Annotated in this window: 21 protein-coding genes; 8 read left to right on the forward strand and 13 right to left on the reverse strand. The window is 69.4% G+C overall.

Annotated features, from left to right (window positions below):
* Positions 1-47: 47 nt before the first annotated feature.
* The 4 genes from ACYVK3_RS10020 to ACYVK3_RS10035 are packed head-to-tail and all read left to right on the forward strand — an operon-like array spanning position 48 to position 2,087.
* Complete coding sequence (locus ACYVK3_RS10020; protein ID WP_460497164.1) at positions 48-743, forward strand: AzlC family ABC transporter permease; 696 nt, start codon at positions 48-50, stop codon at positions 741-743.
* On the forward strand, positions 740-1,051 hold the full coding sequence (locus ACYVK3_RS10025) for an AzlD domain-containing protein (RefSeq protein WP_460497165.1): 312 nt from the start codon (positions 740-742) through the stop codon (positions 1,049-1,051). Before ACYVK3_RS10020 ends, ACYVK3_RS10025 begins: the two co-directional genes overlap by 4 nt.
* A gap of 41 nt (positions 1,052-1,092) precedes the next feature.
* Positions 1,093-1,782 (forward strand): AzlC family ABC transporter permease, encoded by a 690-nt coding sequence (locus tag ACYVK3_RS10030; protein WP_460497166.1) that lies wholly within the window; start codon positions 1,093-1,095, stop codon positions 1,780-1,782.
* Complete coding sequence (locus ACYVK3_RS10035) at positions 1,779-2,087, forward strand: AzlD domain-containing protein (RefSeq protein ID WP_460497167.1); 309 nt, start codon at positions 1,779-1,781, stop codon at positions 2,085-2,087. Before ACYVK3_RS10030 ends, ACYVK3_RS10035 begins: the two co-directional genes overlap by 4 nt.
* 104 nt (positions 2,088-2,191) lie before the next feature.
* Here the strand turns inward: ACYVK3_RS10035 and ACYVK3_RS10040 are convergent, their stop codons facing one another.
* The 4 genes from ACYVK3_RS10040 to ACYVK3_RS10055 all read right to left on the reverse strand — a co-directional run bounded on the left by ACYVK3_RS10040 (position 2,192) and on the right by ACYVK3_RS10055 (position 6,254).
* Positions 2,192-3,289 carry an LPXTG cell wall anchor domain-containing protein gene (locus ACYVK3_RS10040; protein WP_460497168.1) on the reverse strand — a complete coding sequence of 366 codons (1,098 nt, stop codon included), beginning with the start codon at positions 3,287-3,289 and terminating at the stop codon, positions 2,192-2,194.
* 167 nt (positions 3,290-3,456) lie between these two features.
* Complete coding sequence (locus ACYVK3_RS10045) at positions 3,457-4,731, reverse strand: RNA polymerase sigma factor (protein WP_460497169.1); 1,275 nt, start codon at positions 4,729-4,731, stop codon at positions 3,457-3,459.
* A 29-nt stretch (positions 4,732-4,760) separates the two neighbouring features.
* Positions 4,761-5,129: a YciI family protein gene (locus ACYVK3_RS10050; RefSeq protein ID WP_460497170.1), complete on the reverse strand. Its 369-nt coding sequence runs from the start codon at positions 5,127-5,129 to the stop codon at positions 4,761-4,763.
* Positions 5,130-5,273: 144 nt separating this feature from the next.
* The gene (locus ACYVK3_RS10055) at positions 5,274-6,254 is read right to left on the reverse strand and encodes a substrate-binding domain-containing protein (RefSeq protein ID WP_460497171.1); all 981 of its coding nucleotides are present in this window, start codon (positions 6,252-6,254) and stop codon (positions 5,274-5,276) included.
* 393 nt (positions 6,255-6,647) lie between these two features.
* Between ACYVK3_RS10055 and ACYVK3_RS10060 the strand changes: the two genes are divergently transcribed.
* The 3 genes from ACYVK3_RS10060 (at position 6,648) to ACYVK3_RS10070 (ending at position 11,053) form a co-directional block, all read left to right on the forward strand.
* Complete coding sequence (locus ACYVK3_RS10060; RefSeq protein WP_460497172.1) at positions 6,648-7,592, forward strand: MBL fold metallo-hydrolase; 945 nt, start codon at positions 6,648-6,650, stop codon at positions 7,590-7,592.
* Between the two features lie 85 nt (positions 7,593-7,677).
* The gene (locus tag ACYVK3_RS10065) at positions 7,678-9,666 is read left to right on the forward strand and encodes a vWA domain-containing protein (protein ID WP_460497173.1); all 1,989 of its coding nucleotides are present in this window, start codon (positions 7,678-7,680) and stop codon (positions 9,664-9,666) included.
* 64 nt (positions 9,667-9,730) lie between these two features.
* Complete coding sequence (locus ACYVK3_RS10070) at positions 9,731-11,053, forward strand: extracellular solute-binding protein (RefSeq protein ID WP_460497174.1); 1,323 nt, start codon at positions 9,731-9,733, stop codon at positions 11,051-11,053.
* An 11-nt stretch (positions 11,054-11,064) separates the two neighbouring features.
* Here the strand turns inward: ACYVK3_RS10070 and ACYVK3_RS10075 are convergent, their stop codons facing one another.
* Both ACYVK3_RS10075 and ACYVK3_RS10080 read right to left on the reverse strand, forming a co-directional pair.
* Positions 11,065-12,045: an aldo/keto reductase gene (locus ACYVK3_RS10075; RefSeq protein ID WP_460497175.1), complete on the reverse strand. Its 981-nt coding sequence runs from the start codon at positions 12,043-12,045 to the stop codon at positions 11,065-11,067.
* A gap of 95 nt (positions 12,046-12,140) precedes the next feature.
* On the reverse strand, positions 12,141-12,647 hold the full coding sequence (locus ACYVK3_RS10080) for a MarR family winged helix-turn-helix transcriptional regulator (RefSeq protein WP_460497176.1): 507 nt from the start codon (positions 12,645-12,647) through the stop codon (positions 12,141-12,143).
* Between the two features lie 131 nt (positions 12,648-12,778).
* Between ACYVK3_RS10080 and ACYVK3_RS10085 the strand changes: the two genes are divergently transcribed.
* Complete coding sequence (locus ACYVK3_RS10085; RefSeq protein WP_460497177.1) at positions 12,779-13,687, forward strand: EamA/DMT transporter family protein; 909 nt, start codon at positions 12,779-12,781, stop codon at positions 13,685-13,687.
* Between the two features lie 72 nt (positions 13,688-13,759).
* Here the strand turns inward: ACYVK3_RS10085 and ACYVK3_RS10090 are convergent, their stop codons facing one another.
* The 7 genes from ACYVK3_RS10090 to ACYVK3_RS10120 form a co-directional block, all read right to left on the reverse strand.
* Positions 13,760-14,569, reverse strand: a complete 810-nt coding sequence (locus tag ACYVK3_RS10090; RefSeq protein WP_460497178.1) for an ABC transporter permease — start codon at positions 14,567-14,569, stop codon at positions 13,760-13,762.
* Entirely contained in the window at positions 14,566-15,546 is a 981-nt protein-coding gene (locus tag ACYVK3_RS10095; protein ID WP_460497179.1) for a DrrA family ABC transporter ATP-binding protein, read from the reverse strand. Before ACYVK3_RS10095 ends, ACYVK3_RS10090 begins: the two co-directional genes overlap by 4 nt.
* 174 nt (positions 15,547-15,720) lie before the next feature.
* A complete protein-coding gene (hrpA, locus tag ACYVK3_RS10100; protein WP_460497180.1) occupies positions 15,721-19,614 on the reverse strand; it encodes an ATP-dependent RNA helicase HrpA in 3,894 nt (1,297 codons plus the stop codon).
* A 66-nt stretch (positions 19,615-19,680) separates the two neighbouring features.
* Entirely contained in the window at positions 19,681-20,232 is a 552-nt protein-coding gene (locus ACYVK3_RS10105; RefSeq protein WP_460497181.1) for a hypothetical protein, read from the reverse strand.
* A 46-nt stretch (positions 20,233-20,278) separates the two neighbouring features.
* Positions 20,279-21,874: an ABC-F family ATP-binding cassette domain-containing protein gene (locus ACYVK3_RS10110; RefSeq protein WP_460497182.1), complete on the reverse strand. Its 1,596-nt coding sequence runs from the start codon at positions 21,872-21,874 to the stop codon at positions 20,279-20,281.
* A 257-nt stretch (positions 21,875-22,131) separates the two neighbouring features.
* Positions 22,132-22,929 carry a lytic polysaccharide monooxygenase auxiliary activity family 9 protein gene (locus ACYVK3_RS10115; protein WP_460497183.1) on the reverse strand — a complete coding sequence of 266 codons (798 nt, stop codon included), beginning with the start codon at positions 22,927-22,929 and terminating at the stop codon, positions 22,132-22,134.
* Positions 22,930-23,128: 199 nt separating this feature from the next.
* The gene (locus tag ACYVK3_RS10120; protein WP_460497184.1) at positions 23,129-24,643 is read right to left on the reverse strand and encodes a sodium-dependent transporter; all 1,515 of its coding nucleotides are present in this window, start codon (positions 24,641-24,643) and stop codon (positions 23,129-23,131) included.
* Between the last annotated feature and the right edge of the window lie 65 nt (positions 24,644-24,708).

Consider the following 24,708-nt stretch of genomic DNA (forward strand, 5'->3'; position numbering starts at 1 on the left):
GCCCTGAACGTTTGGTCGGGCAGTTTCGAGCGAGGCATACTCGTCCGGTGCTCACGACCCTCCTCCGGCGCATCGGTCCGGACCTCCTGCGCGACGTCGGCGCCCTCGCCGCCGGCATCTTCATAGCCGGCGCCTCCTTCGGCGCCATCGCTTCCGCCCAAGGCGTCCCGTGGTGGCAGTCGAGCGCCATGTCGGTGTTCGTCTTCGCCGGGGCCTCGCAGTTCGCCACGATGGGCATCATGACCACCGGCGGCGGCCTCCTCGCCGGGGTCGCGGCCGGGCTCGTGCTCAATATGCGGCACGTCCCCTACGGCATGGCCGTCGGCGGCATCTACTGGACCAGCCTGCGCTCGAAGCTGCTGGGCACGCACGTGCTGATCGATCAGACCACCGCCTTCGCGCTCGCCGCCGGGCACGACCGGCGCCGCGCGAAGACCGCGTTCTGGACCGTCGGCGCCGCGCTGTTCCTCAGCTGGAACATCGGGACTATCGTCGGGGCGCTGGCCGGGCAGTTCATCGCCGACCCCGAGACGCTCGGGCTCGACGCGGCCCTCCCGGCGATCCTGCTGGCGCTCGTCATCCCGGCGCTGCGCGACAAGGAGACGCTGCTGGCCGGCCTCGTCGGATCGGTGATCGCGCTCGCCTCCAGCTTCGTCCTGCCCGCGGGCGTCCCGGTGCTGCTGGCGCTCATGGGGCTGGTCGTCATGTGGCGCCGGCCCTCACGCGAGGAGGCGGCGGCATGATGATGCTCGTGGGGATCATCGCCTTGGCGGTGGGCACGTACCTCATCCGGCTCTCCGGTCCCCTGCTGCGAAACCGCATCACACTCTCGGACCACACCGAGAAGGTCGTCAAGGCCGGCGCGACCGTGGTGCTGCTGGCGCTCACGGTCACCTCGACATTCCTGATCGACGGCGCCTTCGCCGGCTGGGCGCTCCCCGCCGGGGTGCTGGTCGGCGGCGTCCTGGCGTGGAGGAAGGCGCCGTTGGCGATCGTCGTGGTCGCCGCCGCGGCGACCACCGCGCTGCTGCGGCTCGCCGGGATCGCCTGAACGCAGGTGTAGCGGCGGCCGTTTCGGGCAACACTGCCGCGGTGTCGTCCAGATTCGCGAAGCTCGTCGGCCCGGGACTGCTGCGTGACACGGCGGCATACAGCGTCGGCATCGGCGTAGCCGGTGCCGCCTTCGCCGCACTCTCCACCGCTCACGGCGTTCCATGGGCGATCACCATGGGCATGTCGGTCTTCGTCTACGCCGGGGCCGCGCAGTTCGCCGCGCTGGGCGTCGCCACCGCCGGAGGCGGCGCGCTGGCCGTCATCGCGACCGGGCTCATCCTCAATCTCCGGCACATCCCCTATGGGATGGCGGTCGGTCACCTGTACTGGGACCGCTGGTGGACCCGCCTCCTCGGGACGCAGAACCTGCTCGACACGACCGCGGCCTTCGCGCTGGCGGTGGGCGACGACCTTCGGCGGGCCAAGATCGTCTACTGGACCACCGGCGCCGGGAACGCCATCGCGTGGGTGATCGGCAATGTCGCCGGCATCCTCGCGGGGCGCAGCATCGGCGATCCCGAAGCGCTCGGTATGGACGCGGCGCTGCCCGCGATCATCTTGGCGTTGGTGCTGCCGAGCCTGCGTCATTCCCGAACACTGCTGGCCTCGCTCACCGGTGCGGCGATCGCGCTGGCGACAAGCCCGTTCCTGCCTGCCGGGCTGCCGGTGATGCTGGCGCTGCTCGGGCTGGTCGTCGCGTGGCCCGAACCGGAGGAGGTGAGACGGTGACCTGGTTCGAGGTGGCCGTGCTGGCGGTCGGCACGTTTCTGATCCGGCTCTCGGGGCCCATGCTGCGCAACCGCATCACCCTGAACGAGCAGACCGAGGAGTTCCTCAAACGCGCCGCGACCGTCGTGCTCGTGGCGCTGGTCGCGACGACGACGATCGTGGTGAACGGCGGCTGGGGCGGGTGGGCGCTCGCCGCCGGGGTGGCGGTCGGCGGCGTGCTCGCGTGGTGGAAGGCGCCGCTGGCGGCGGTGGTCGTGGCGGCGGCGGCCACGACGGCGCTGCTGCGGCTCGTCGGCGTCGCCTGAGCGGCGGTGTTGTGTTCGAAGGACGTGAAAGGGGCCGCGCAGTCGAGCTGCGCGGCCCCTCATTTCAGATCAGCCGATAGCCGTGTCCCACAGACGGGATCGGTCTACCAGTCGGCGGCCGCACGACGGCGACGCGCGATGAAGAACAGCACGGCAGCCGCGAGAACCAACGCGGAGGCGGCACCGATCATGATCGTCATGGACGAACCGGTGGTCGGCAGCTGAGGAGCAGCGGACGGAGTCTCGGACTCGACCGGGGCCTCTTCGCAACCCTCAGGCTTGGTCCAGGGGACCTCGCCCTCGTAGAAGTTCTTGTCGTCCTCGATCAGGTAGGCCACGGTGAGCTCGTCGCCGGTGGCCACGAAGGTCACCGTTTCGGTCTCGCCGGGAGCCAGGGTCACGACGACCTCGTCACCCTCGGACGGGGTCAGCGTGTAGGTGGTCTCAACGCCGTCCTCGGGGATGGACAACTCGAACTCGAGACCTTCACAGGTGTCGTAGATGACGCCCCACTCGCAGTTTCCGCCGCCGTCCCAGGTGTAAGTCTCGAACTCTTCGCCGTCGACGTACACGGTGACGGACAAGCCGGCCTCAGCGTCTTCCACTGCGAAGTACTCGGTGTAGGCGTTGTCCTCACCGGCCTCCGGGGCCACGGTGACAGGCTCGCCGGTGCTCGGCTCGAGGGTGAACTCGGCCAGCGCATCGGGGTTGTGGTTGGCGACGACGACGTTCAGGCCGAAGCAATCGCTCCAAGCGGTCGCGCCGGCCTCCGGCGTAGGAGTCTGGCCGGGCGCACAGTCGGTCGGAGCGGAGACCGTAGCGGTTCCCTTGTCCTTCTTACCGTTGGGCCACTCGGCCCAGATCTCGAGCGTCACCTGCGTGACGTCGGCGCCGAACGTCTGCGTGCCGGTGAGCAGCGTGCCGCTGTTCAGCGGAGGGAGCGGAGTGCCCTCCGCGATGTCACCGACGATTTCGGCGTCGGGGGTGGAGATGATGTCGAAGATGACACCGGGGCCCATGTGCGACTGTTCGAACCAGTCCTGCACTTCCCAGTTCGCGACCCAGCCGTCGTCGGCGCAATCTGAAGAGCCTTCGATCTCGACGTGGTGGGCTTGGGCGGCCGAAGCGAAAGTGACTGCACCGGCGAGCCCGAGGGCGACGCTCCCGGTCAGTCCCAGCACCCGCTTGAGGGTACGGTTCATGATTCTCCTAAATGGTGGTATTGCTCAAAATGGGGGATTGGAGGGGCCTTGCGCGATCGGGGGCAGAGAACCGATCCGCTCAGGCACCGTACCAATCAAACACGCGGCAACCCGAAGGAAGGTCGCATAACGGTTTGATAACGGCGCAAGCTTGAAGCTCAAGGGTCTCAGGGAGCACTTCTGAGACCGGCCGCGCGCTGCCGCAACTGCTCTTTTTCGCGCGCATTGTCGGTCAGCTCAGCGGCGTGTTCGAACTCACTGCACGCCTCCTCGAACCGGCCCATGCGCTCGAGCATCTCACCGCGCACGGCAGGCACGAACTGGTAATCCTTCAGCGCGGGAAGGTCGGCGATCTCCTCGACCAAGGCCAGCCCGCGCTCGGGTCCGAACGCCATGCCGAAGGCCATCGCGCGGTTGAGCGCCACCACCGGGGACGGCTGCACGGTCAGCAGCCGCGAGTACAAGCCCGCGATGCGCACCCAGTCGGTGTCCTCGGGCCGAGTGGCACGCGCGTGAGAGGCGGCGATCGCGGCCTGGAGGACGTAGGGCCCCGCGTCCTCGCCCCACGCGCTGGCGCGGTGCAGCGTGGCCTGCCCGCGCCGGATGAGCAGCCGGTCCCATTTGGACCGGTCCTGCTCGGGCAGCGGCACCGGGTCGCCGTTCGCGTCGGTGCGGGCCCGCGAGCGGGACGCCTGGAAGTCGAGCAGCGCGGCGAGGCCCAAGACCTCGGGCTGGTCGGGCAGCAGCACCGTGAGGCGCTGCGCGAGCCGCATCGCGTCCTCGCACAGCTGCGGACGCATGAGGTCGTCGCCGCCGGTCGCGGTGTACCCCTCGTTGAAGATCAGGTAGACCACCTCGAGCACCGCATCCAGCCGCTCGCCGAACTCGTCGGCCGACGGCGCCTCGAACGTCACGCCCGCCTGCTCGAGTTTCCGCTTGGCGCGCACGATGCGCTGGGCGACGGTGGGCTCGGTGGTGAGATAGGCGCGCGCGATCTCACCGGTGGTGAGGCCCGCGGCGACCTTGAGGGTCAGGGCGGCGCGCGCTTCCAGGGAGAGCACGGGGTGGCAGGCGCAGAAGACGACGCGCAGCAGTTCGTCGCCGATGTCGTCGTCGAGTTCGGCGTCGGCCTCGGCGATGGGGTCCTCGGACTGGCCGGAGACCTCCAGTTGGCGGGCGATGTGCTCGTACTTGCCCTTGAGGTTCTGGTCGCGGCGAATGCGGTCGACCGCGCGCCGCTTGGCGGTGACCATGAGCCAGGCGGCGGGCCGGTCGGGCACGCCTTCCTGGGGCCACTGCTCGAGGGCCGCGACGACGGCGTCGGTCGCGAGGTCCTCGGCGAGGCCGACGTCGTTCACGGTCCGGGCAAGCACGGCGATGATCTTGGCGGACTCCATCCGCCATACCGTCTCCACCGCTTCGTGAACTCCGTCGGCCTTCACACCGCCAAGCTAAGCACATCGGCGCGGGATCAGTCCTCGCCGTCTTCGATCTTGCGGACCTCGTGGACGACGTCGAAGCCCGGGAAGTACTTCTGGTGCAGCTCGACCGACTGCCGGGCGTACTCGACGGCCTCGGCCTCGGACCGGACCTGGAGGACGAAGAATCCTCCGACCCACTCCTTCGATTCGGCGAACGGGCCGTCGATGACCTTGATCTTGCCGTCGTGCAGGTCGACCCGCTTGGCCTGCTCCATGCGGGACAGGCCGGCGGCGTCGACGAGGACGCCGTCAGCGGCGAGCTTGGCGACGAAGTTCCCCATCGCCTCGTGGAGCTCCTTGGGGACGGTCTCGGGGTCGGGCTCCGGTCGGTCGTGGACGACGTTGATGAGGTAGCGCATGGCCTTGCTCCTTCTTTGCTGTATTCGGCCCTCAAGGCGGTGCTTGCGAGCCTTGCCTTGGCCTTGATACCTCTGCGTCGATCGGGGCGACGCCGATTCGACACCTTCACCGAGAAAAATCTGGGGAATCTCCGAAGGCGGTTCCTAGGCCTCGTCCACGTCCTCCATGGTGAGGTAATCGCTCTCGATGAGCACTTCCTCCCAGTTCGACTGGTCGACGGCCACCGGTTCCAGGAGATAGGCGGGAACGAACTTGAAGCCGTTGTTGTAAGTGCCGAGGTCGTTGACCTCCGGCGAGCCGCCGTCCATGATCGCGGTGACCATGTTGAGGGCGACGTCGGCGAGGTTGCGGGTGTCCTTGAAGACCGTCTGGGTCTGCCCGGTCTCATCCCGGATGGCCTTGACGGAGGCCGCCTCGGCGTCCTGGCCGGTGACGATCGGGAAGTCGTCCGAGCCGGGAGTGTAGTCGGCGTCGACGAGGGCCTCGACGATGCCGCGGCTGATGCCGTCGTACGGCGACAGGACGGCGTGAAGCTCCACCTCGTCGTCGGAGTAGTAGTCGTCGAGCAGCTTGGCCATGCGCTCCTTGGCGATCTCGCCGTCCCAGCCGGCGGTGGAGGTCTCCTGCTGCTCGGTCTGCTCGGAGACGATCTGCACCCGACCCTCGTAGGTGTAGCGCTCCAGGGTGTCGAGGCCGCCCAGGAAGAAGTACTCGGAGTTGCTGTCCGCGGGGTCGCCGGAGAACAACTCGACGTTGAACGGCCCGGCGTCCGGATCGTCCTCGAGGCCGAGCCGGCTGATGATGTGCTCCGCCTGGAGCACGCCGACCTGGTAGTTGTCGAAGGAGGCGTAGTAGTCCACGTCAGGGGTCTGGAGGATGAGCCGGTCGTAGGCGATGATCGTGACGCCGTTGTCCTTCGCATCGGCGAGCACCGCCCCGAGGGAGCGGTTGTCGACCGCGGAGATGATGAGGAACTCGACGCCGGCGTCGATCATTCCCTGGATCTGGTCGACCTGGGTCTCGGCCTCGTTCTCGGCGTACTCGAGGAGGGTGCGGTAGCCGAGATCCTCGAAATGGTCCCTGAGGTACTCGCCCTCGATCACCCAACGCTCGGACGTGGTCATGGGCATCGAGATCCCGGTGAAACCGGTGCGTTCGACAGACTCCTCGCCCGCCGAGCATCCGGCCACTGATACGGCTGCGACACCTGCCGATCCATACAGCAGGCGGCGGCGACTGAGGTGCATGGGAGATGGACTCCTTCGTACAGAAAGGGGCGACAATTCACCTGGAAACTTACACGAGCCGAATTAACTGGAAGTGACACATTCCGTGATCAAATCGTTGCCGTATAGCGGGCGTAAGCAATACAACCCGGACAGCGACGAAAGGACGACATGCGGCGCTCCAACCGACCGTAGAGCGTCATGGAAGCGCGTTCAACTCCGCCCCCTGTGATTCGTATCCGACAGCGCTCTCGGCGAAGGGGCGAGAGGCGAGCGAATACCATTGCGCGCATGGGTGATCACTGGGTGGAGTTGGCCGACCGGGTGTGGGCGCGACGCTGCGAGGAGCTGGACCTGTCGCTCGGGCTCGTCGTCGGCGACGACTACTGCCTGGTGGTCGACACCGGCGTCGACGCCGATCACGGCTACGACTTCGCCACCGCGATCCGCGAGCTCACGCCCCTGCCGTGGCAGATCGCCTACACCCACGACCACTTCGACCACTGGTTCGGGACCTCCGCATTCGGCGAGTCCGCGATCTGGGCCGTCGCCGACGGCGCCCATTACCTCTCCACGGGCGACGAACAGCGCAAACGCTGGGCCTCGAAGTACCGGCTCCAGCAACGCGAGGAGGCGGCGCGGCGCATCGGGCGCTCCCGGCTCGTGCCGCCGAACTGCCGGGTGAGCGGCGCCCTCGGCCTGAACCTGGGCGGGCGGACCGTGGTGCTGCGGCAGGTCGGCCTCGCGCACAGCGACAACGACATGGTCGTCGAGGTACCCGACGCAGGAGTGCTCTTCGCCGGCGACCTGCTGGAGAACGGTGCCCCACCGTCGTACGACGCCGCCTTCCCGTACCACTGGCCGCAGGCGGTGGAGTACCTCCTGAGCTGGAAGCCGACGACCGTCGTCCCAGGGCACGGCGAACCGGCCGACTACTGGTGGGCCAGGAGCCAGGCGCGGGACCTCACCGAGGTCGCGAGGCTGTGCGGCGAGGTGGCGCAAGGGCTGGTGGCGGACGACGAGGCCGCCGAGCACTCGCCGTTCGGCCCCGAGACCATGCGCACCGCGATCGAGCGCAGCCGGGTGCTCGCGCCGCCGCCTCCCCCGCCGCCGGTCCCCGAGCCGCCCGCCGCGCAGGCGTCCAGGATGGGAGACCCGGCGTTCGACGTGGCCCCGTGGGCGCCGATCTACATCTACGACGCCATCGACTACACGGTGGACGACGACGGCCAATAGCCGATATGGACTTCCGCGCCGCTTGCGGGCTTCCGGCATACTGAGACCAGTCAATGTCGACGTGAAGGCCCCGACTGGAGCACCAGTGCCCGCAAATGCGAAGGACGACGAGACATCCGCAGCTGACGATCCCGAACCGAACCGACGCCGGCGCACCCCCGCCCTGCTCATCACCTTCAGCAGCGCGGCACTCACGATCTTGGCCAACATCGTCAACTACCTGGGCATCCTCGCCGAAGGCCGCACCCGCAGCGAACTGGAGACCTTCCACTGGCTCGCCTTCGGACTGTCGTTCCTCGCCGCCGTCTCGGGCGGCGTGCTCGTCTTCGGGATCTGGCTGAACCGCGAACACCACGCCAAGGCTCCCGGTGAGGAGACGAAACCGCGCCGCTGGCTGCGCCCCACCGTCATCGCTACCACCGCGGTCGGCATCCTGGCGCTGGTGGTCGCCCTGTTCCAGCCCCAGATCCGCAACATCTTCGATCCGCCCTGCGGCGACCCCATCGAGCTCACCGTGGCCGTCCCCCAGGAGGGCGCCGCCGGCTTCGCCGAGGCGGTGGAGGCCTTCGCGTCGGATCAACGGGGCGACCACGACTGCCGCAGCGTCGACGCCACCGCCCTCCCGGTCTCATGGGCGCAGGCGCAGCAGGCGTTCGAGGACGACTGGGGCGCCGCGACGATGCGCGAACTCGGCGCACGCCCCGACGTGTGGATCGCGGAGTCGGCCGCGCAGATCGAATCCGCCAAGGCGCTCACGGGCGGGGGCCGCTCGCCGTTGACCGGGGAACGGGTCCCGATCGGCTCGACTCCCCTGGTCTTGGCGGTTCCCGAAGCCCATCAGGATCTCGGGGCGACCGCCGAAGACGTCTTCACGTCGCTCGCGGCCCCGGAAGGGCCGAGCGTGGTGCGCGCCGACCCGGAGTTGTCGTTCGCCGCGCTCTACCACCTCCAGTGGCTCTACGGCCTCGACATGAGCCCCAGCGCGGCCGAACGGTCCATCGCCGACGGCCTGGAGTCACACGGGGTCGGCAAGCTCGACGAGACCGAGCTGCTGTGCCTGCTCCACAATGGTGACGCGTCGGCGACGGGCGTGCTCACCACCGAGCGCGCCATGGCCGTCTACAACAACGGCGACATGGGCGCGGACTGCCCGCAGACCGACCGGCCCGAGACGCCGCTGCGGGCGATGTATCCGGCCGGGGCCGCGAGTCTGGACTACACCGCCGTCGATCTCGGCTGGCCCGATCCCGAGGGAGCCGACGACGCCGTCGAGGCCGACCGTGACCGGGCGTCGGCGGACCTCATCGGCTGGCTGACCGAGCCGGCCGGCGCCGCCGCGCTGGCCGAGATCGGCGTGCGCACCGAGGGACGGGCCACGCTCTTGGCCGCCGATCCGGGCGTCGACATCACGGCGACGCCGAGCACCTACCTGCCGCAGGCGAGTCGTATCGCGGAGCTCGAGGCCGCGTTCGGCGACGCGCGCATGCCGGCGCGAGTGCTGCTGGCGGTCGACAACTCCGGATCGATGGACGAGGCGTCCGGCACCGGCGACCAGACCCTCGCCGATCTCGCGCGGGCGGGCGCGGAGGAGGCGCTCGGCGCGTTCGGCCGTGCCGACGAGTTCGGACTGTGGGTCTTCCCCGACGGCGAGCGCCTGGAGCCGGTCGAGCTGGTGCCGATCGGTCCCGCCGACCCCGAGCACCACCGGCAGGCGGTCGAACTGCTCGAAGCCCGGGCGCCCGAGGGCGACACGCCGCTTTACCATACGATCGCTTCGGGTGTGTCCGCATTGGAGGGACTCGACGACGGTGCGGCGCAGTCGGTCATGGTCGTCCTCACCGACGGCGAGAACGACGACGCCGTGCACCGGATCGGCCTCGACGAGCTGACCGAACAGGTCACCGCGACCGACGTGCAGTTGTACGTCATCACCGTCGCGGGCGCGTCATGCGAGTCGACCGGGCTGGGCGAACTCGCCACCGCCTCGCGAGGCCGCTGCGAGAGCGTGCAGGCCCGGTCGATCGAGTCGGCCTTCGCCGAGGTGTTCGATCAGATCTGGGGCGGGAATGACTGAGTCGGCCGACAGGTTCAAGCGCCTTGCCCGGAGCGGCCGGCGTCGTCGCGATGTGTTGAGCGCGATGGGCGCCGCCTTGGTGGGCGGCGTGGCCGGCGGCTTCCTGTGGCGGCACCTGATCGACGGGCGGCCGGACATGGAGGTGCTGCCGCGAGGCGAGCGGCTGGTGATCCTGAGCGGCCTCGACGTGAGCTTCGGCGCGCAACGCGCCTCGCTGGTGCGGCAGTGGAACCAGCTGCACCCCGATCAACCCGCCACGGTGCTCGAACTGCCGCCCAACGCGGACGTCGAATACAACGCGATGCACGCCCGGCTCCAGGCGAAGGACGAGGGCATCGACCTCGTCAACCTCGACATCCCGTGGATCGCCGGCTTCGCCGAGCAGGGGCACCTCCGGAAACTGAGCGAGCTGGCCGACGACGACTTCCTGCCGGCGCCGTACGCCGCGGGCAGGTTCGACGGCGACGTCTACGCGCTGCCGTTCAACACCGATGTCGGACTGCTCTACTACCGCAAGGACGTGGTGCGCGGCGATCCGCCGACCGACAGCTGGGAGCAGTACGTCCAGACCGCCGAGTCGCTGCTGCGCGACGAGGCGGTGCGCGAGCGCGCGCCCGAGCTGCGGGCCGGGATCGCGATGCAGCTGGGGCCGTACGAGGGCTTCACCGTCAATGTCTGGGAGGTCCTGCTGTCGAACGGCGCCGAACCGGTCCGCGAGGACTTGATCCAGGTCGCCGACGACCACGCCACGATCGCCGCGCTCAGCCGCTTGAACGGGCTGATCGAGGGCGGCACGATCCTGCCCGACTCGCTGGAGCACGACGAGGAGGGCTCGCTGGAGGCGTTCAAGGAGGGCCGCACGATCTTCCTGCGGCATTGGCCGAACGCCTATTTCCAGCTCTTGACATGCGAGGCGATCGACTTCGAGGTGGGCGTGGCCCCCCTGCCCGGCTCGGGGCTCCTCGGGGGCCAGAGTCTGGCGGTGACCGCCTACTCGCGCTACCCGGTGGCCGCGCAGCGCCTCGCGGAGTTCCTGACGAACGGCCGCAGCCAGCAGCTCTTGTTCGAGCGCGGCGGCTTCGGAGCCACCCGCGAGGAGCCGTACGAGGACGCCTACATTCGCGGAGCCACGCCCGGGGCCTCGGCCGACCAGGCGGCCGTCGAGGTCCCGTGCGTCGAACCGGGCGCCGCACGGGGCTTCCCGGTGGCGGGCGTGCGGGCCCTGGAGCACGGGCTCGAGCAGGCCGGGCAGCGCCCGGGAGTGGACCGCTACAACCGCTTCAGCGAGGTGTTCCGCGACCACGTCCACACCGCCTTCTCCAGCGGTGAGGACGTGGATCCCGATCGCCTTCAGCAGGAGCTGGAGGCGGCCGTCGAGGGGCGGTGACCGGCGATCGCCTACGAGAATCCGGCGATCTCGTGCGGAACGTACATCTCCTCCAGCAGCATGACCTCTTCGTCGGTCAGGTCGATGTCGAGCGCGGCGAGCGCGTCGGTCAGGTGGCCGGGCTTGGTGACGCCGACGATCGGGGCGGTCACCGCGGGGTTGCGCAGCAGCCACGCCAGTGCGACCTGGGCGCGCGGTACGCCGCGTGCCTCGGCGACGCGGCCGAGACGTTCGATGACCTGCCGGTCGGCCTCCTCGGAGCCGCCGTAGAGCCGGTCGCCGAAGGCGTCGTCGGCGGAGCGTTCGGTGGCGATCTCCGGATCGCGGGCCAGCAGGCCCCGCGCGAGCGGGCTCCACGGGATCGATCCCACCCCTTGGTCGAGGCACAGCGGGAGCATCTCGCGCTCCTCTTCGCGGTTGATGAGGTTGTAGTGGTTCTGCATGGTCGCGAAGCGGGTCCAGCCGTTGAGGTCCGCGGTGAACAGGGCCTTGGCGAACTGCCAGGCGTACATCGAGGAGGCCCCGATGTACCGGGCCTTCCCGGCCTTGACCACGTCGTGGAGGGCCTCCATGGTCTCCTCGATCGGCGTGGCCCCGTCCCAGCGGTGGATCTGGTAGAGATCGACGTAGTCCGTGCCGAGCCTGCGGAGGCTGGCGTCGATCTCGGTCATGATGGCCTTGCGGGAGAGCCCGGCGCCGTTGGGGCCCGGACGCATGGTGCCGAAGACCTTGGTGGCGATGACGACCTCGTCGCGGCGGGCCATGTCGGCCAGGGCGCCGCCGACGATCTCCTCACTGGATCCGTCGCTATAGACGTTGGCGGTGTCGAAGAAGTTGATCCCGGCGTCGAGCGCGGCGCGGATGACGTCGCGGGCGGCGGCCTCACCGAGCGTCCACGAGTGGGTTCCGCGGTCGGGTTCCCCGAAGCTCATGCAGCCGATGCACAACCGTGAAACCTGGGTTCCCGTGGTGCCGAGACGGGTGTATCGCATGGTGTCGCCTCCATCGGTTCCGCGGACGCCGCTTCGCGGCGTCCGCATCGTTGATCGGGCGGGCCGGCGGGTGAAGCCGCCCGCGGACGCTTGGACTACCCGAACGGCTGGTCCTCGAACGTCGTGTGCAGTTTGCGCAGGAGCGCACCGAACTGCCGGCGTTCTCCGGCGTCAAGGGCCGAGAGCAGTTCCTCCTGGACCTCCAGGCCTTCGCGGACGGCGGTCTCGATGGCGCTCTTGCCTTCGGCGGTCATGCGGACCTTGAGGCCGCGGCGGTCGTCCGGGTCCGGGAGCCGCTCGATGAATCCGGCGCTCTCGAGCTTGTCGAGGCGTCCGGTGAGGCCGCCGGAGGAGAGCATGAGGGTGGCGCTGATCTGCTTGGGCGAGAGGACGAACGGCGCTCCGGAGCGGCGAATGCTGGCCAGGACGTCGAACTCGCCGCGCCCGATGCCGTGCGCGACGTAGACGCCGTGGAGCCTCGCGCCGACCTTCTGGGAGATGCGGTGGATGCGCCCGAAGACGGCCATGGGATCGAGCTCGAGCTCGGGCATCTCGCGGTGCCACTGCTCGACGATGCGGTCGACCGCGTCTGGTTCAGCCATGCGGACATTCTCGCCCACCAGAGGGGACGCCGCGGAAGTACCTCACGGTGATCCAACTCAAGTCCAAGTATCTTGACTTAAAGCATCTTGATACTAAGCTACTTGTATACAAGCTACTTGGAGGCGACCCCATGACCGCCCGCGCCCGCGACATCGCCATCACCGCCCTCGCACCCGCCATGTGGGGCACCACCTACCTGGTGACCACCGAGTTCCTGCCGCCCGACCGACCCATGCTCACCGCGCTCCTCCGGGCGCTCCCGGCCGGACTGCTGCTCATACTCATCGCGCGAAGGCTGCCGAGCGGCGAATGGTGGTGGAAGGCGAGCGTCATCGGCGCGCTCAATATCGCCGCGTTCTTCGCCCTGCTGTTCCTGGCCGCCTACCGGCTCCCCGGAGGCGTGGCGGCGGTGGCCGGCGCGGTCGGGCCGCTCGCGACGGCCGCGGCGACAATCCTCGTGCTGCACCAGCGGGTGCGGCTGCGCACCTGGCTGCTGGGCCTGGCCGGGGTCGCGGGCGTGGCGCTGGTGGTGCTCACCGCCGAGGCGCGGCTGGACCTGATCGGTGGGGCCGCCGCGGTGGGCGGGGCGGCGTCGATGGCCACCGCAACGGTGCTCACCAAGCGGTGGGGACTGCCGAAGGGCGCCGGGCCGGCGGCGCTCGCCGGATGGCAGCTGACGGCCGGGGGCGTCCTGCTCATCCCCGTGGCCTTCCTCCTCGAAGGCGGCCCGCCGCACTTCACGACGGTCAACATCGCCGGCTACGCCTACCTGGGGCTGGTGAACACGGCGCTGGGCTACTGGCTGTGGTTCCGTGGCATCGGCAGGCTATCGGTGGTGCCGCTGAGCTTCCTGGGCCTGTTCTCGCCGCTCACGGCGGCGTTCCTCGGCTGGCTGGTGCTGGGCGAGTCCTTCACGGCCTGGCAGGTCACCGGCTTCGCCGTGGCGCTGGCGGCGACACTGGCGAGCCAGCTCCCCGCCAGACCGAAGGCGGCCCCGCCGACAGAGCCGGCCGGCATCCCCGAGCTCGCCCGAGCGTGAACCAGAGCCGTTCGCGGCCCAAGCGGCCGCGAACGGCTCATGCGAAGCAGCCGACACGCTCGCGCGTCGGTGTCAGATCATCTTCTTCTTGTAGGCGCGCATGGCCAGTGGGGCCGTCACCAGGAAGAGCGCCGCCGCCCAGACCGTCGTCCACATCAGCGGCTCGGCCACGGGGCCTTCCGCGAGCAGGCCGCGCATGGTGCGGGCCAGGTGGCTCACCGGGTTGACCTCGGCCCAGGTTTCGAGCGGCCCCGGAAGAGTCTCGACGCGCACGAACGCGTCCGAGGTGAAGGTCAGCGGCATGACCACCACGAACGCGTAGATCTGCACCTTCTCTTCGGAGTCGGCGAGGACGCCCACCAGCACCGAGAACCACGAGATCGCCAGCGCGAACATCACCAGCACCGCAGTGGCCAGCAGCGCACCGCTGAGGCTGCGCAGCTCGAAGCCCATGAGCACGCCGAGGCCCAGCATGATCGCGACCGACCACACCTGCTTGAACATGTCGGCGAAGATCTTGCCGGCCAGCGGCGCCGAGCGCGCGATCGGCAGCGACCGGAATCGGTCGTAGACGCCCTTGCGCAGGTCGGCGTTGATGCCGGTGCCGGTGTACATGGTCAGGAAGATCGCGTTCTGCGCGATCAGGCCGCCGAGCACGTACTGGAGGTACTCGCTGGTCGAGCCGGCCATCTGCCCACCGAAGACGTAGACGAACAGCAGCAGGAACATCACCGGCGACAGCGACAGGTCCACCAGTTCGAACGGATTGTGCTTGATGCGGACCATCTGCCGCCAAGCCATCGACATGATCTGGCCGAGGGTCGCGCCCGGCCCGGGCCGCCCCGCCACTTCCGCCGGGGCGTCGAGTGTCGCGGTCGTCATTGCGCCGTCTCCTCTTCGGGCTCGTTCTCGTTCTCGTCGTCGGTCCGGTGCCCGGTCAGCGTCAGGAACACTTCGTCCAGGCTCGACAGGCCGAGATGGAAGTCGCTGAGCGCGATGCCCCGCGATTGCAGCGCCGCGGCGATGACCGGCATGATCCGGTCGTCGTTGACGCCGACGGTGACCGCCGTGCCCTCGACGACCGGCTCCAGGTCGGCGTAGCTCTCGGCGATGAGCGCCCGCACGGTCGCCGAGTGCGCGGGGTCCTCGGGCTGGATCCGCAGTGTCTGGCCGCCGATCTTGGCCTTGAGCTGGTTCGGCGTGCCGGTGGCGATGACTTTGCCGCGGTCGATGACCGCGATGTCGTCGGCCAGCTGGTCGGCCTCCTCCAGGTACTGGGTGGTCAGCAGGACCGTGGTCCCGCCGCCGACCAGGTTCCGCACGATCTCCCACAGTTCGCCGCGCGCCCGCGGGTCGAGCCCGGTGGTGGGCTCGTCGAGGAAGAGGATCGGCGGCTCTCCGACGAGACTGGCCGCGAGGTCGAGGCGCCGCCGCATGCCGCCGGAGTAGGTCTTGACGGCGCGGTCGGCGGCGTCGTCGAGGTGGAACTGGACGAGCAGTTCGCGGGCCCGACGGCGGGCCTCGGCGCGCGGTCTGCCGAGGAGCCGGCCGATGAACAGCAGGTTCTCCTCGCCGGTGAGCAGCTCGTCGACCCCCGCGAACTGTCCGGTCAAGCCGATGAGGGAGCGTACGCGTGCGGCGTCGCGCACGATGTCGAAGCCGCCGACGCGGGCGTTTCCGGCGGTGGGCGCGGAGAGGGTGGCGAGCATCCGCACCACCGTGGTCTTCCCGGCCCCGTTCGGGCCGAGGACGCCGAGCACCGAGCCGGTGCGGGCGGTGAGGTCGATGCTGTCGACGGCGACGAGCGCGCCGAAACGCTTCGTCAGTCCCTCGGTTTCAATGGCGTTGTCGTGCGACACGTCGTCCTCCTTGCTGGATACGTCCGCAGTGCCGGTCAGAACTCGGTGAACCTGGTTTCCGGGAGCCGGGACGGCTCTCGAGTCGATCATGCCCCGCCGGTCTGACACTCGCGAACGAGTTTTCGGGGAGACGGCGCTTCGAACCCCGAAATCGCGGCTTTCGCCCTCTGCAGGCTAGAGGGTCTGGAGGAGCTTGCGGACGCGCTTCTCGCTGACCTGGTATCGGGTGCCGAGCTGCTGGGCGAAGAAGCTGATGCGCAGTTCCTCGATCATCCAGCGCAGTTCCTGGCCCTCGGCGGTGCGCATCGCCGTCGGGCGGGCGCGCGCGAGGGCGTCGCGCTCGGCCTGGAGCGCCCGCACGATGTCCATTTTGGCCTTGTCGCCGGCGACGTCGTCCCGGACCCGCCTCGCGCGGTAGACGACGCCCTTGACGTATCGGGTCAGGTCGTCCAGGCGCCACCATCCGGTGGCGCCCACGAAACCTTCGGCGCCGACCAGGTCGTCGAGCTGGGCGCGCATGTCGCTCATCGCGGGCAGCATCGAGAAGTCGAACTTGCCTTCCAGGAGCCTGGACGCCTCGCGGGCCTCGGTCAGGGTCGCGGCGACCTTCCGCGCCACGGCCGGGGACTCGCCGGCGACCGCGGGGCGGGCCCTGGAGAGCAGCCGCTCGAATCCGGCGCGATCCCACGCCGGTCCCCCGCCCTCGATGAGGACCTTGTCGAGCACGACCCGGACGCAGTCGTCCAGCAGCGCCCCGACGCTCGGGTACGGGCCGGTGGCGAGGACCAGCAGTTCGTTGCGGGTCAGCGCCTCCTTGACGTGCGGATCGGGGGCGCCCAGCTTGAGCAGGCGGCGGGTGCCGGCCCACATGTTCGCCGACTGCGCGCCGGGGTCGGCGAAGGCCTTGACGCCGGCGCTCGCGCCCTCGTCGAACAGGGCCGGGTAGGCCTTGGCGACGTAGCCCTTGCGAGGGGTCTCCTGGACCTTCGGCAGCGCGTCGAAGTCCCAGGCGGTCAGGCCGGTGCGTTCGAGGTCCGGCGCGGCCTCGGCCGCCGCGGCCTGGACCTTGGGCGCGAGCTGCCGCTGGAGCGCGCCGAGCTCCTTGCCCTCGGCCAGGACCGAGCCGTCCTCGTCCTTGACCTGGAAGGTGATGAGCAGGTGGCCGGGGATCTTGGTGAGGTCGAAGGCGTCCTCGGGGACGTTGACGCCCGTCATGACGCGGAGCGTCTCGGCCAGCGCGGCGGTCATCGGGCGGCCCTCGGCCGGCTCCATGCGGGCGACGGCGGCCCGGGCGAAGTCGGGGGCGGGCACGAAGTTGCGGCGCAGGCTCTTGGGCAGGCTCTTGATGAGCGATTCGGCGAAGTCGGCGCGCAGGCCGGGGACCTGCCAGGTGAAGGCGTCCTGGTCGAGCTGCTGGAGCGCGGCGAGGGGCACCTCGACGGTGACGCCGTCGTTCGCCGAGCCGGGCTCGAACTCGTAGTCGAGTCCGAGGTCGACGCCTTCGGAGGTCCACACCTCGGGGTAGGCGTCCGCTCGGACCTCCTCGGCGCGGTCGCCGAGGAGGAGGGCTTCGTCGAAGTCGAGCTGGTGCTTGTCCTGCTGCCGCTTCCACCACGAGTCGAAGTGGCGGCCGGAGACGATGTCGGCGGGGATGCGCTCGTCGTAGAACTCGAACAGGGTCTGCTCGTCGGCGAGCAGACCGCGCTGCCGCACGCGGTTCTCCAGGTCCTCGACCTCGCCGATCTTGTCGCGGTTGCGCTGGAAGAACGGGTGGTGGGTCTCCCATTCGCCCTCGACGAGGGCGTGTCGGATGAACAGTTCGCGGCTGGTGGCCGGGTCCAGCGATCCGAAGTTGACCTGGCGGCGCGGCACGATCGGCACGCCGTAGAGGGTGACGCGCTCGAACGCGAGGACCGCGCCGGACTTCTTGGACCAGTGCGGCTCGGAGTAGGTGCGCTTGACGAGGTGGGCGGCGAGCGGCTCGACCCATTCGGGCTCGATCTTGGCGCAGATGCGGCCCCACAGGCGGCTGGTCTCGACCAGTTCGCCGGCGACGACCCAGCGCGGCTGCTTTTTGAACAGACCCGATCCGGGGAAGATCGCGAATTTGGCGCCTCGGCCGCCGAGGTACTCGCGCTTGTCGGCCTCTTTGACGCCGATGTGCGAGAGGAGCCCGGCGAGCAGCGCGGTGTGGATGCGCCGGGTGTCGGGGGCGGGCGTGGTCGGCGCGGTGGGCATCTTGAGGCTCTTGAGGACGCTCGTGATCTGGCGGACGAGGTCCTGCCATTCGCGGATGCGCAGGTAGTGCAGGTACTCCTGTTTGCACATCCGCCGGAAGGCACTCGAGGATCGCGAGCGGCGCTCACCTTCGAGGTATTTCCAGAGGTTGAGGAACGCGGAGAAGTCCGACTCGGGATCGTTGAAGCGGGCGTGCGCCTGGTCGGACTGGGCCTTCTTGTCGGCCGGGCGCTCCCGCGGGTCCTGGATCGACAGGGCGGCGGCGATGACGGCGACCTCGTAGACGCAGCCTTCGGTCTGGGCCTGGAGGATCATCCGGGCCAGGCGCGGGTCGATCGGCAGGCGGGCGAGGTCGCGGCCGGTCTTCGTGAGCCGCTGGACGGCGCCGCGCTCGGACTCGATGGCGCCGAGCTCGACCAGCAGGTCGAGGCCGTCCTTGATGTTGCGTGCGTCGGGGGCGTCGACGAACGGGAATTCCTCGACCTTGCCGAGCTTGGCGGCGGTCATCTGGAGGATCACGCTGGCGAGGTTGGTGCGCAGGATCTCGGGGTCGGTGAACTCCGGGCGGGCGAGGTAGTCCTCTTCGGAGTACAGGCGGATGCAGACGCCCTCGGCGACGCGGCCGCAGCGGCCGGCGCGCTGGTTGGCGCTCGCCTGGCTGACCGGCTCGATCGGCAGGCGCTGGACCTTGGTGCGGGCCGAGTAGCGGGAGATGCGGGCGTAGCCGGCGTCGATGACGTAGCGGATGCCCGGCACGGTCAGGGAGGTCTCGGCGACGTTGGTCGACAGGACGATGCGCCTGCCGGTGTGCGAGGAGAACACGCGGTGCTGCTCGGCCGCCGAGAGCCTCGCGTAGAGCGGGACGATCTCGGTGTGGCGGAGCTTCGCCTTCTCCAAGGCGTCGGCGGTGTCGCGGATCTCCTGCTCACCGGAGAGGAACACGAGGATGTCGCCGTCGCCTTCGCGGCCGAGCTCGTTCACGGCGTCGAGGATGCCGTCGATCTGGTCGCGCTGCTCGTCCTCGTCCACGAGCGGGCGGTAGCGGATCTCGACCGGGTAGGTGCGTCCGGAGACCTCGAGGATCGGCGCCCGCTGCCCTCGGCCGTCGCGGAAGTGCTCGGCGAAGCGCTCGGGGTCGATGGTCGCGGAGGTGACGATGACCTTGAGATCGGGCCGCTTGGGGAGGATCTGCCGGAGGCACCCGAGGATGAAGTCGATGTTGAGGCTGCGCTCGTGGGCCTCGTCGATGATGATCGTGTCGTAGGCGCTGAGCAGCCGGTCGTGCTGGATCTCGGTGAGCAGGATGCCGTCGGTCATCAGCTTGACGTAGCTGGAGTCGGAGACCTGGTCGGTGAACCGCACCTTCCAGCCGACCGCCTCCCCCAGCGGCGAGCCGAGCTCGTCGGCGATGCGCTCAGCGACGGCGCGGGCGGCGATCCGGCGGGGCTGGGTGTGCCCGATCATGCCCCGAACGCCGCGGCCCAACTCGAGGCAGATCTTCGGGATCTGCGTGGTCTTGCCCGAGCCGGTCTCGCCGGCGATGATGACGACCTGATGGTCCCGGATGGCCTCGGCGATGTCGTCCTTGCGCTGCGAGACGGGCAGCTCTTCGGGGTAGACGATCTTCGGCACGTTCGCGGCGCGGGCGGCCAGGCGCGTTTCACGGGCCTCGATGTCGGCTTCAAGGGCGTCGAAGGCGGCCTTGCGGGCCGGACCTTCGAGCTCGCGGGCCTCGCGGAGGCGCCTGCGCAGCGCACGCTGATCGGCCGTGCGCAGGGCGAAGACGCGTTCGCGCAGGCTGGTGCGGGATTTCGAGGTGCTGCTGGGCATGACGATCGTCAAGGATACGCGACCGCCATGCCTTCAGGCCACGGGTTTTCCCGTGGCTCCGGTCGGCTACTGCGGCTCCAGGTCGCCGCACAGGATGCGGTCGGAACCTGCCTCTTGGAGCAGCTCGTTCGAACCGCTGGCGTGGACGACGATGCTCAGGGCACGGTCATCGACGGCCAGGTCCGATCCGTCGGTCATCGCGCCGTGCCCGTCCTCGTTGGTGATCACGTACGTGTGGAAGTGGGTCGGTCCGCTCGGCTCGAGTTCGGAATCAGGACTGGACGACCAGTGCTCTCCTCCGGGCGGATCGGCGTCGCAGGTGCCGGCGTGGACGTGCGCGGGATACTCGGTATTGGGTTGCAGACCTTCGACGATCAGCTCCACGGTCGTGCCCTCGCCGACCGTGCCCTGATCGGTCGTGACGTCCGCGTCGCCGCCCGCGTCAGGGAGTACGTCGGCCCACTCGGCGAGGACTTGGAGGTCGGCGTACCGGACCTGCCCCGTGGCGTCTTCGTCGGCGTCGGGCTCTTCATCGGGGTCGTCTCCGCACGCGGCGGTCAGTCCGAGGAGGACGACGGTGGCGGCGGCGGCCAGCGGCCTGCGCGTTCGTGAATCCATGGTGGCTCCGATCATGGGCGGTCGAGTACCCAGTATCGGCCCGGCCTCACCCGTCCGCGGGTATCCCGCGGGCCGTGTCGTCCACAATCCCCTCGCCGCGTTCGAGGCGGATGCGGCGGCTCAGACCGATCGCGTCGAGGAAGGCCTCGTCGTGGCTGACGACGATCAGCGCGCCGCGGTAGGCGGTGAGGGCCTGCTGGAGCTGCCTGATCGAGGTCATGTCGAGGTTGTTCGTCGGCTCGTCGAGCAGCAGCAGGTGCGGCGCGGGCCGCGCGGACAGGACCGTGGCCAGCGCGACGCGCAGCCGCTCGCCGCCCGAGAGCGTGCCGACCGGGTGGAAGACCGCGTCGCCGCGCAGGAGGAACCGGGCCAGGCGGGTCCGCAGGAGCGACTGTTCGGCCTCGGGCGCGTGGCGGCGGACGTTGTCGAGCACGGAGGCCTCGTCGTCGAGGAACTCCAGGCGCTGGGTGAGGAAGCCGTGCGGGACGCGCGCGGCTTCGGCGATCGCACGCAGGAGGGTGGTCTTGCCCGAACCGTTGTCGCCGGTCAGTCCGATCCGCTCGGGTCCGCGGAGGTGCAGGTCGACGCCGTCGCCGTAGAGGTCGGCGGCCCGCAGGCCCTCGATGTGGACGATCTCCCGGTGGGCGCTCACCGAGGTCTCCGGCAGGTCGATGCTGATGCTCGCGTCCTGGCGGACCTCCGACCGGGCGACCTCGAACTCCTCCTTGGCATCGGCCACGTCGTCGGCCATCGCGGTCTTGACGCGCCCGGCGGTCGCCTCACCCTGGTGCTTCTTGGCGTTGCGGACGATCGCGGGCGCGTTGGCGAACTTCTTCTTTCCGGCCTTCTCGCGCCTGGCGAGCTTGGTCTGCATCTCGATGAACTCGCGCTTCTGCCGGTCGAGTTCGGCCTTGGCCTCGCGCACGGCCCGCTCGGCGGCCTCCTGCTCGATCGCGATGGCCCGCTCGTAGGCGGCGTAGTCGCCCTCGAAGGTGCGCACGCGTCCGGCGTAGAGCTCGGCGACGGCGTCGACCTGGTCGAGCAGGGCCCGGTCGTGGCTGACGATCAGGAGCGTACCCGGGAAGCGGCGTATGGCCTCGTACAGGCGGGCGCGGGCCGCGCCGTCGAGGTTGTTCGACGGCTCGTCGAGCAGCAGCACGTCGGGCCTGGCCATGAGGCGCCCGGCGAGGCCGACCAGCATGGACTCGCCGCCGGAGAGCGTCCCGACGGTGCGTTCGAGTCCGATGTGGTCGAGTCCGAGCTCGTCGAGGGTGACGCGGGCGCGGTCGAGGAAGTCCCAGTCCTCGCCGATGACGCCGAAGTGGGCCTCGTCGACGTCGCCGGACTCGATGGCCTCCAGGGCCTGGCGCTTGCCGGTGATGCCGAGCAGGTCGGAGACGGTGTCGCCCAGGCGCAGCGGCAGGTCCTGGGGCATGTAGGCGACGAGACCCGCGACGGCGATGGCGCCCGCGTCCGGCCGCAGGCGCCCGTCGATGAGGCGCAGCAGCGTGGACTTGCCGGTGCCGTTGTCGCCGACCAGGGCGGTGTGGCCGTCGGAGAAGACGGCGTCGAGGCCGTCGAAGAGGCGGTCGCCGTCCGGCCAGGAGAATCGCAGCTTGTTGACGGTGATGTGGCTTGACATGCGCGGCATCCTTCTCAGGTTCGATGCGGAACGGAATCGAATGAGATGACACCGCGCCCGTTCGGTCCTGAGTGGAGACGGCGCTCGATCGTCGGGAATGTGGCCCCCTGCATCGCAGACGCTCGACATGTGCACAGAGACATGTGAAGCGCGGTGTCTGCGATTACAGCTTCAATGGAGGTCCTGACGTCGACTGCAAGGCCGCGTCGATGGTAGCGGTTCGGATGGCCGCCGTCAAGCGGCCATCCGAACTCGCATCAGCAGTTCCTGACGGACCTCCACACGCCCCACTCGCCGGTGGTGCCGGGCTCCTCGCCCCGCGTCCACCATTCGGCGCGGTACTCCACGCCGCCGTGGGTCACCTGGTCGCCGCCGCTGTAGGCGGTCGAGGGGTTCCAGGCCGGAGCGGTGCAGTCGCCCGTGGGCGGCGGATCGTCGTCACCGCCGCCGCCACCGTTACCGCCGCCGAAGTTGACGTCGATGCACGAGTAGAAGGCGTTGGCGGTGTCGGCGATGGTCCACACGGCCAGGATGAGGTGGCGCCCGGACTTGTTGGGCAGGTTGACGCTGTGCGTCACGGACCAGTCGGGGCGGGCCCCGTTGTCGTAGTCGGTGTAGAACGGCGCGGGCTCCAGGGCTGCGCGGGTCAGGGTCTGGGACGGGTTCCAGCCGTCGCGGGTGATGAAGTACTCCCACTTGTCGGTGGCGTGCGCGGCCGTGAGCGTCCACGTGAACGTGCGCGAGCCGGGCGAGACGGTGGTGGCGGGCCAGTTGCCGCCGCGCGGGTCGTCGAGTTCGGAGAACCTGCCGTTGCCGCCGGCGCAGATCGAGCCGTCGGCGGGCCCGGCGCCGGGGAAGCCCTTGGGGCCCTCGACGCTGTGCGGCTCCCATTGGATCGCTCCGCAGTTGGAGACGGCGCCGCTGTTGCAAAGCGCGCTGCGGCTGGGCGGATCGGAGGTGTAGCCGTGGCCCCAGGCCGGGCCCGCCATCGTCACGGACAGGATTGCCGCGGTGGCGATGCCGAGCACGGCCAGCAGGCGTTTCATTCGGCGCATCAGTCGCTCCTCTCAGGGGGAATTGGAGGCGGTGGCCTGGAATCTTATTGGGCCACCTTGTTAACTAAAAACTAACCTAACAGTTCTTGAACACGCAGCACAAGGGGTCAGATCCATCAATTCATGTCAATACACAGAAAACCGGCCGCACCTGTGGCGGGTGCGGCCGGTGAGGCTCGGGTGGAAGCGGGGAGCGAGTTCAGTCCCGATCGAGCGCGGCCTCCTCGCGCCGCTCGGACGGGAGCGGGCGGCGGCGCATGACCACGCCCATGACGAGGCCGAACACGACCGCCGTGCCTCCGACGATCCAGTTGATGACGATGAGCGGATCGACCGTCCCGTCGTCGCCGTACAGGCCGCGGCCCTGGTCGATGAGGTTCGAGACGACCGTCCACACGAGCGCCAGGACCGTCAGGCCGAGACAGGCGTACCAGAGCCGGCCGAGCTTGAACACCGACGTGCGGTTCGCGTCCGCCGCCAGCGCGGACACGCGCCCCGTGGCGAACGCGGTGACGATCGTCGCCAGCCCGGCCAGGATGAGGCCGTAACCGGAGACCGCGAAGTCGACCGCGTCGAGCATGTACGAGCCGTTGGCGGTGGGGTAGATCAGGATCGAGAACAGCGCCATGGGAACGCCGATGAACGCCACGGTCTTGCGGCGGGTCCAGCCGAACCGGTCCTCGATGGACGAGAACGGCACGATCACCATCGACACGATCGAGGTGATGCCGGCGACCACGAGACTGGAGAAGAACAGGACGCCGATGAGGGCGCCACCGGGCATCTCGTTGAGGATGGTCGGGAAGGTCACGAACGCGACGCCGCCGCCGACGTCGACCAGATCGCCGATCGGGACGCCGGTCTGGGCGGCCATGAATCCGAGCACCGAGAACACGCCGATGCCGGCCAGCAGCTCGAACGAGGAGTTCGCGAAGCCGACGGTGAACGCGGTGGTCGACAGGTCCGAGGTGCGGCGCAGGTAGGAGGCGTAGGCGATCATGGTGCCGACGCCGATCGAGAGCGAGAAGAACACCTGGCCGTAGGCGGCGATCCAGATTTCGTAGTCGCCGAGCGTGTCCCATCGGGGCGTGAAGAAGGCGTCGAGGCCGTCGGCCGCGCCCTCGAGGGTGAGCGCGCGGACGACGATGGCGCCGAACAGGACCAGCAGCAGCGGGATGCAGATCCGGTTGGCCAGCTCGACGCCCTTGCGAATGCCGCCGGACATGATGAGCAGCACCAGGACCCACACGACGACCAGCGCGAGAAGGATGTTCGGCCGGTAGTGCCCGAAGTCGAGCGGGTCCTCGGAGGCGCCGAGGAACTGGCCGCCGAAGAAGGCCGCGGCGTCCTCGCCCCACGCACGGGTGAACGAGAACCAGACGTAGCTCAGGGCCCAGGCGATGATGAGGGCGTAGAAGGTCGCCAGGAAGAAGGCCACGGCCGCCTGCCACCAGCCGATGCCCTCGCTCGGCTTGGACAGCCGGCGGAAGGCCACGGCCGGTCCGCCGCGGTACTTGCGTCCGATGGAGTATTCGAGCAGCAGCAGCGGGAGCCCCGCGGTGAGGATGGCGAACAGGTAGGGCAGCAGGAACGCGCCGCCGCCGAACTGGTAGGCCTCGCCCGGGAAGCGCCAGATGTTGCCCAGCCCGACGGCCGATCCGGCCGCGGCCAGGATGAAGCCGGCGCGCGTTCCCCAGGTCTCTCGTGTCTTCATGCGGGTTCCTCGAATTCGATAGACGAAGCAGAAGGGACCGATCCGAAGATCGGCCCCCTCCTGCG

Source organism: Glycomyces tarimensis, from assembly GCF_054776215.1.

Bases quoted from the DNA above. Each gene is read 5' to 3' on its own strand.
- ACYVK3_RS10025 (WP_460497165.1), top strand. From the start codon at position 740: ATGATGATGCTCGTGGGGATCATCGCCTTGGCGGTGGGCACGTACCTC.
- ACYVK3_RS10040 (WP_460497168.1), bottom strand. From the start codon at position 3,289: ATGAACCGTACCCTCAAGCGGGTGCTGGGACTGACCGGGAGCGTCGCC.
- ACYVK3_RS10050 (WP_460497170.1), bottom strand. From the start codon at position 5,129: ATGCGCTACCTCATCAACGTCGTCCACGACCGACCGGAGCCCGACCCC.
- ACYVK3_RS10055 (WP_460497171.1), bottom strand. From the start codon at position 6,254: ATGACCACGTCCGAGCGTTGGGTGATCGAGGGCGAGTACCTCAGGGAC.
- ACYVK3_RS10060 (WP_460497172.1), top strand. From the start codon at position 6,648: ATGGGTGATCACTGGGTGGAGTTGGCCGACCGGGTGTGGGCGCGACGC.
- ACYVK3_RS10070 (WP_460497174.1), top strand. From the start codon at position 9,731: ATGGGCGCCGCCTTGGTGGGCGGCGTGGCCGGCGGCTTCCTGTGGCGG.
- ACYVK3_RS10075 (WP_460497175.1), bottom strand. From the start codon at position 12,045: ATGCGATACACCCGTCTCGGCACCACGGGAACCCAGGTTTCACGGTTG.
- ACYVK3_RS10080 (WP_460497176.1), bottom strand. From the start codon at position 12,647: ATGGCTGAACCAGACGCGGTCGACCGCATCGTCGAGCAGTGGCACCGC.
- ACYVK3_RS10085 (WP_460497177.1), top strand. From the start codon at position 12,779: ATGACCGCCCGCGCCCGCGACATCGCCATCACCGCCCTCGCACCCGCC.
- ACYVK3_RS10090 (WP_460497178.1), bottom strand. From the start codon at position 14,569: ATGACGACCGCGACACTCGACGCCCCGGCGGAAGTGGCGGGGCGGCCC.
- hrpA (WP_460497180.1), bottom strand. From the start codon at position 19,614: ATGCCCAGCAGCACCTCGAAATCCCGCACCAGCCTGCGCGAACGCGTC.
- ACYVK3_RS10105 (WP_460497181.1), bottom strand. From the start codon at position 20,232: ATGGATTCACGAACGCGCAGGCCGCTGGCCGCCGCCGCCACCGTCGTC.
- ACYVK3_RS10110 (WP_460497182.1), bottom strand. From the start codon at position 21,874: ATGTCAAGCCACATCACCGTCAACAAGCTGCGATTCTCCTGGCCGGAC.
- ACYVK3_RS10115 (WP_460497183.1), bottom strand. From the start codon at position 22,929: ATGCGCCGAATGAAACGCCTGCTGGCCGTGCTCGGCATCGCCACCGCG.
- ACYVK3_RS10120 (WP_460497184.1), bottom strand. From the start codon at position 24,643: ATGAAGACACGAGAGACCTGGGGAACGCGCGCCGGCTTCATCCTGGCC.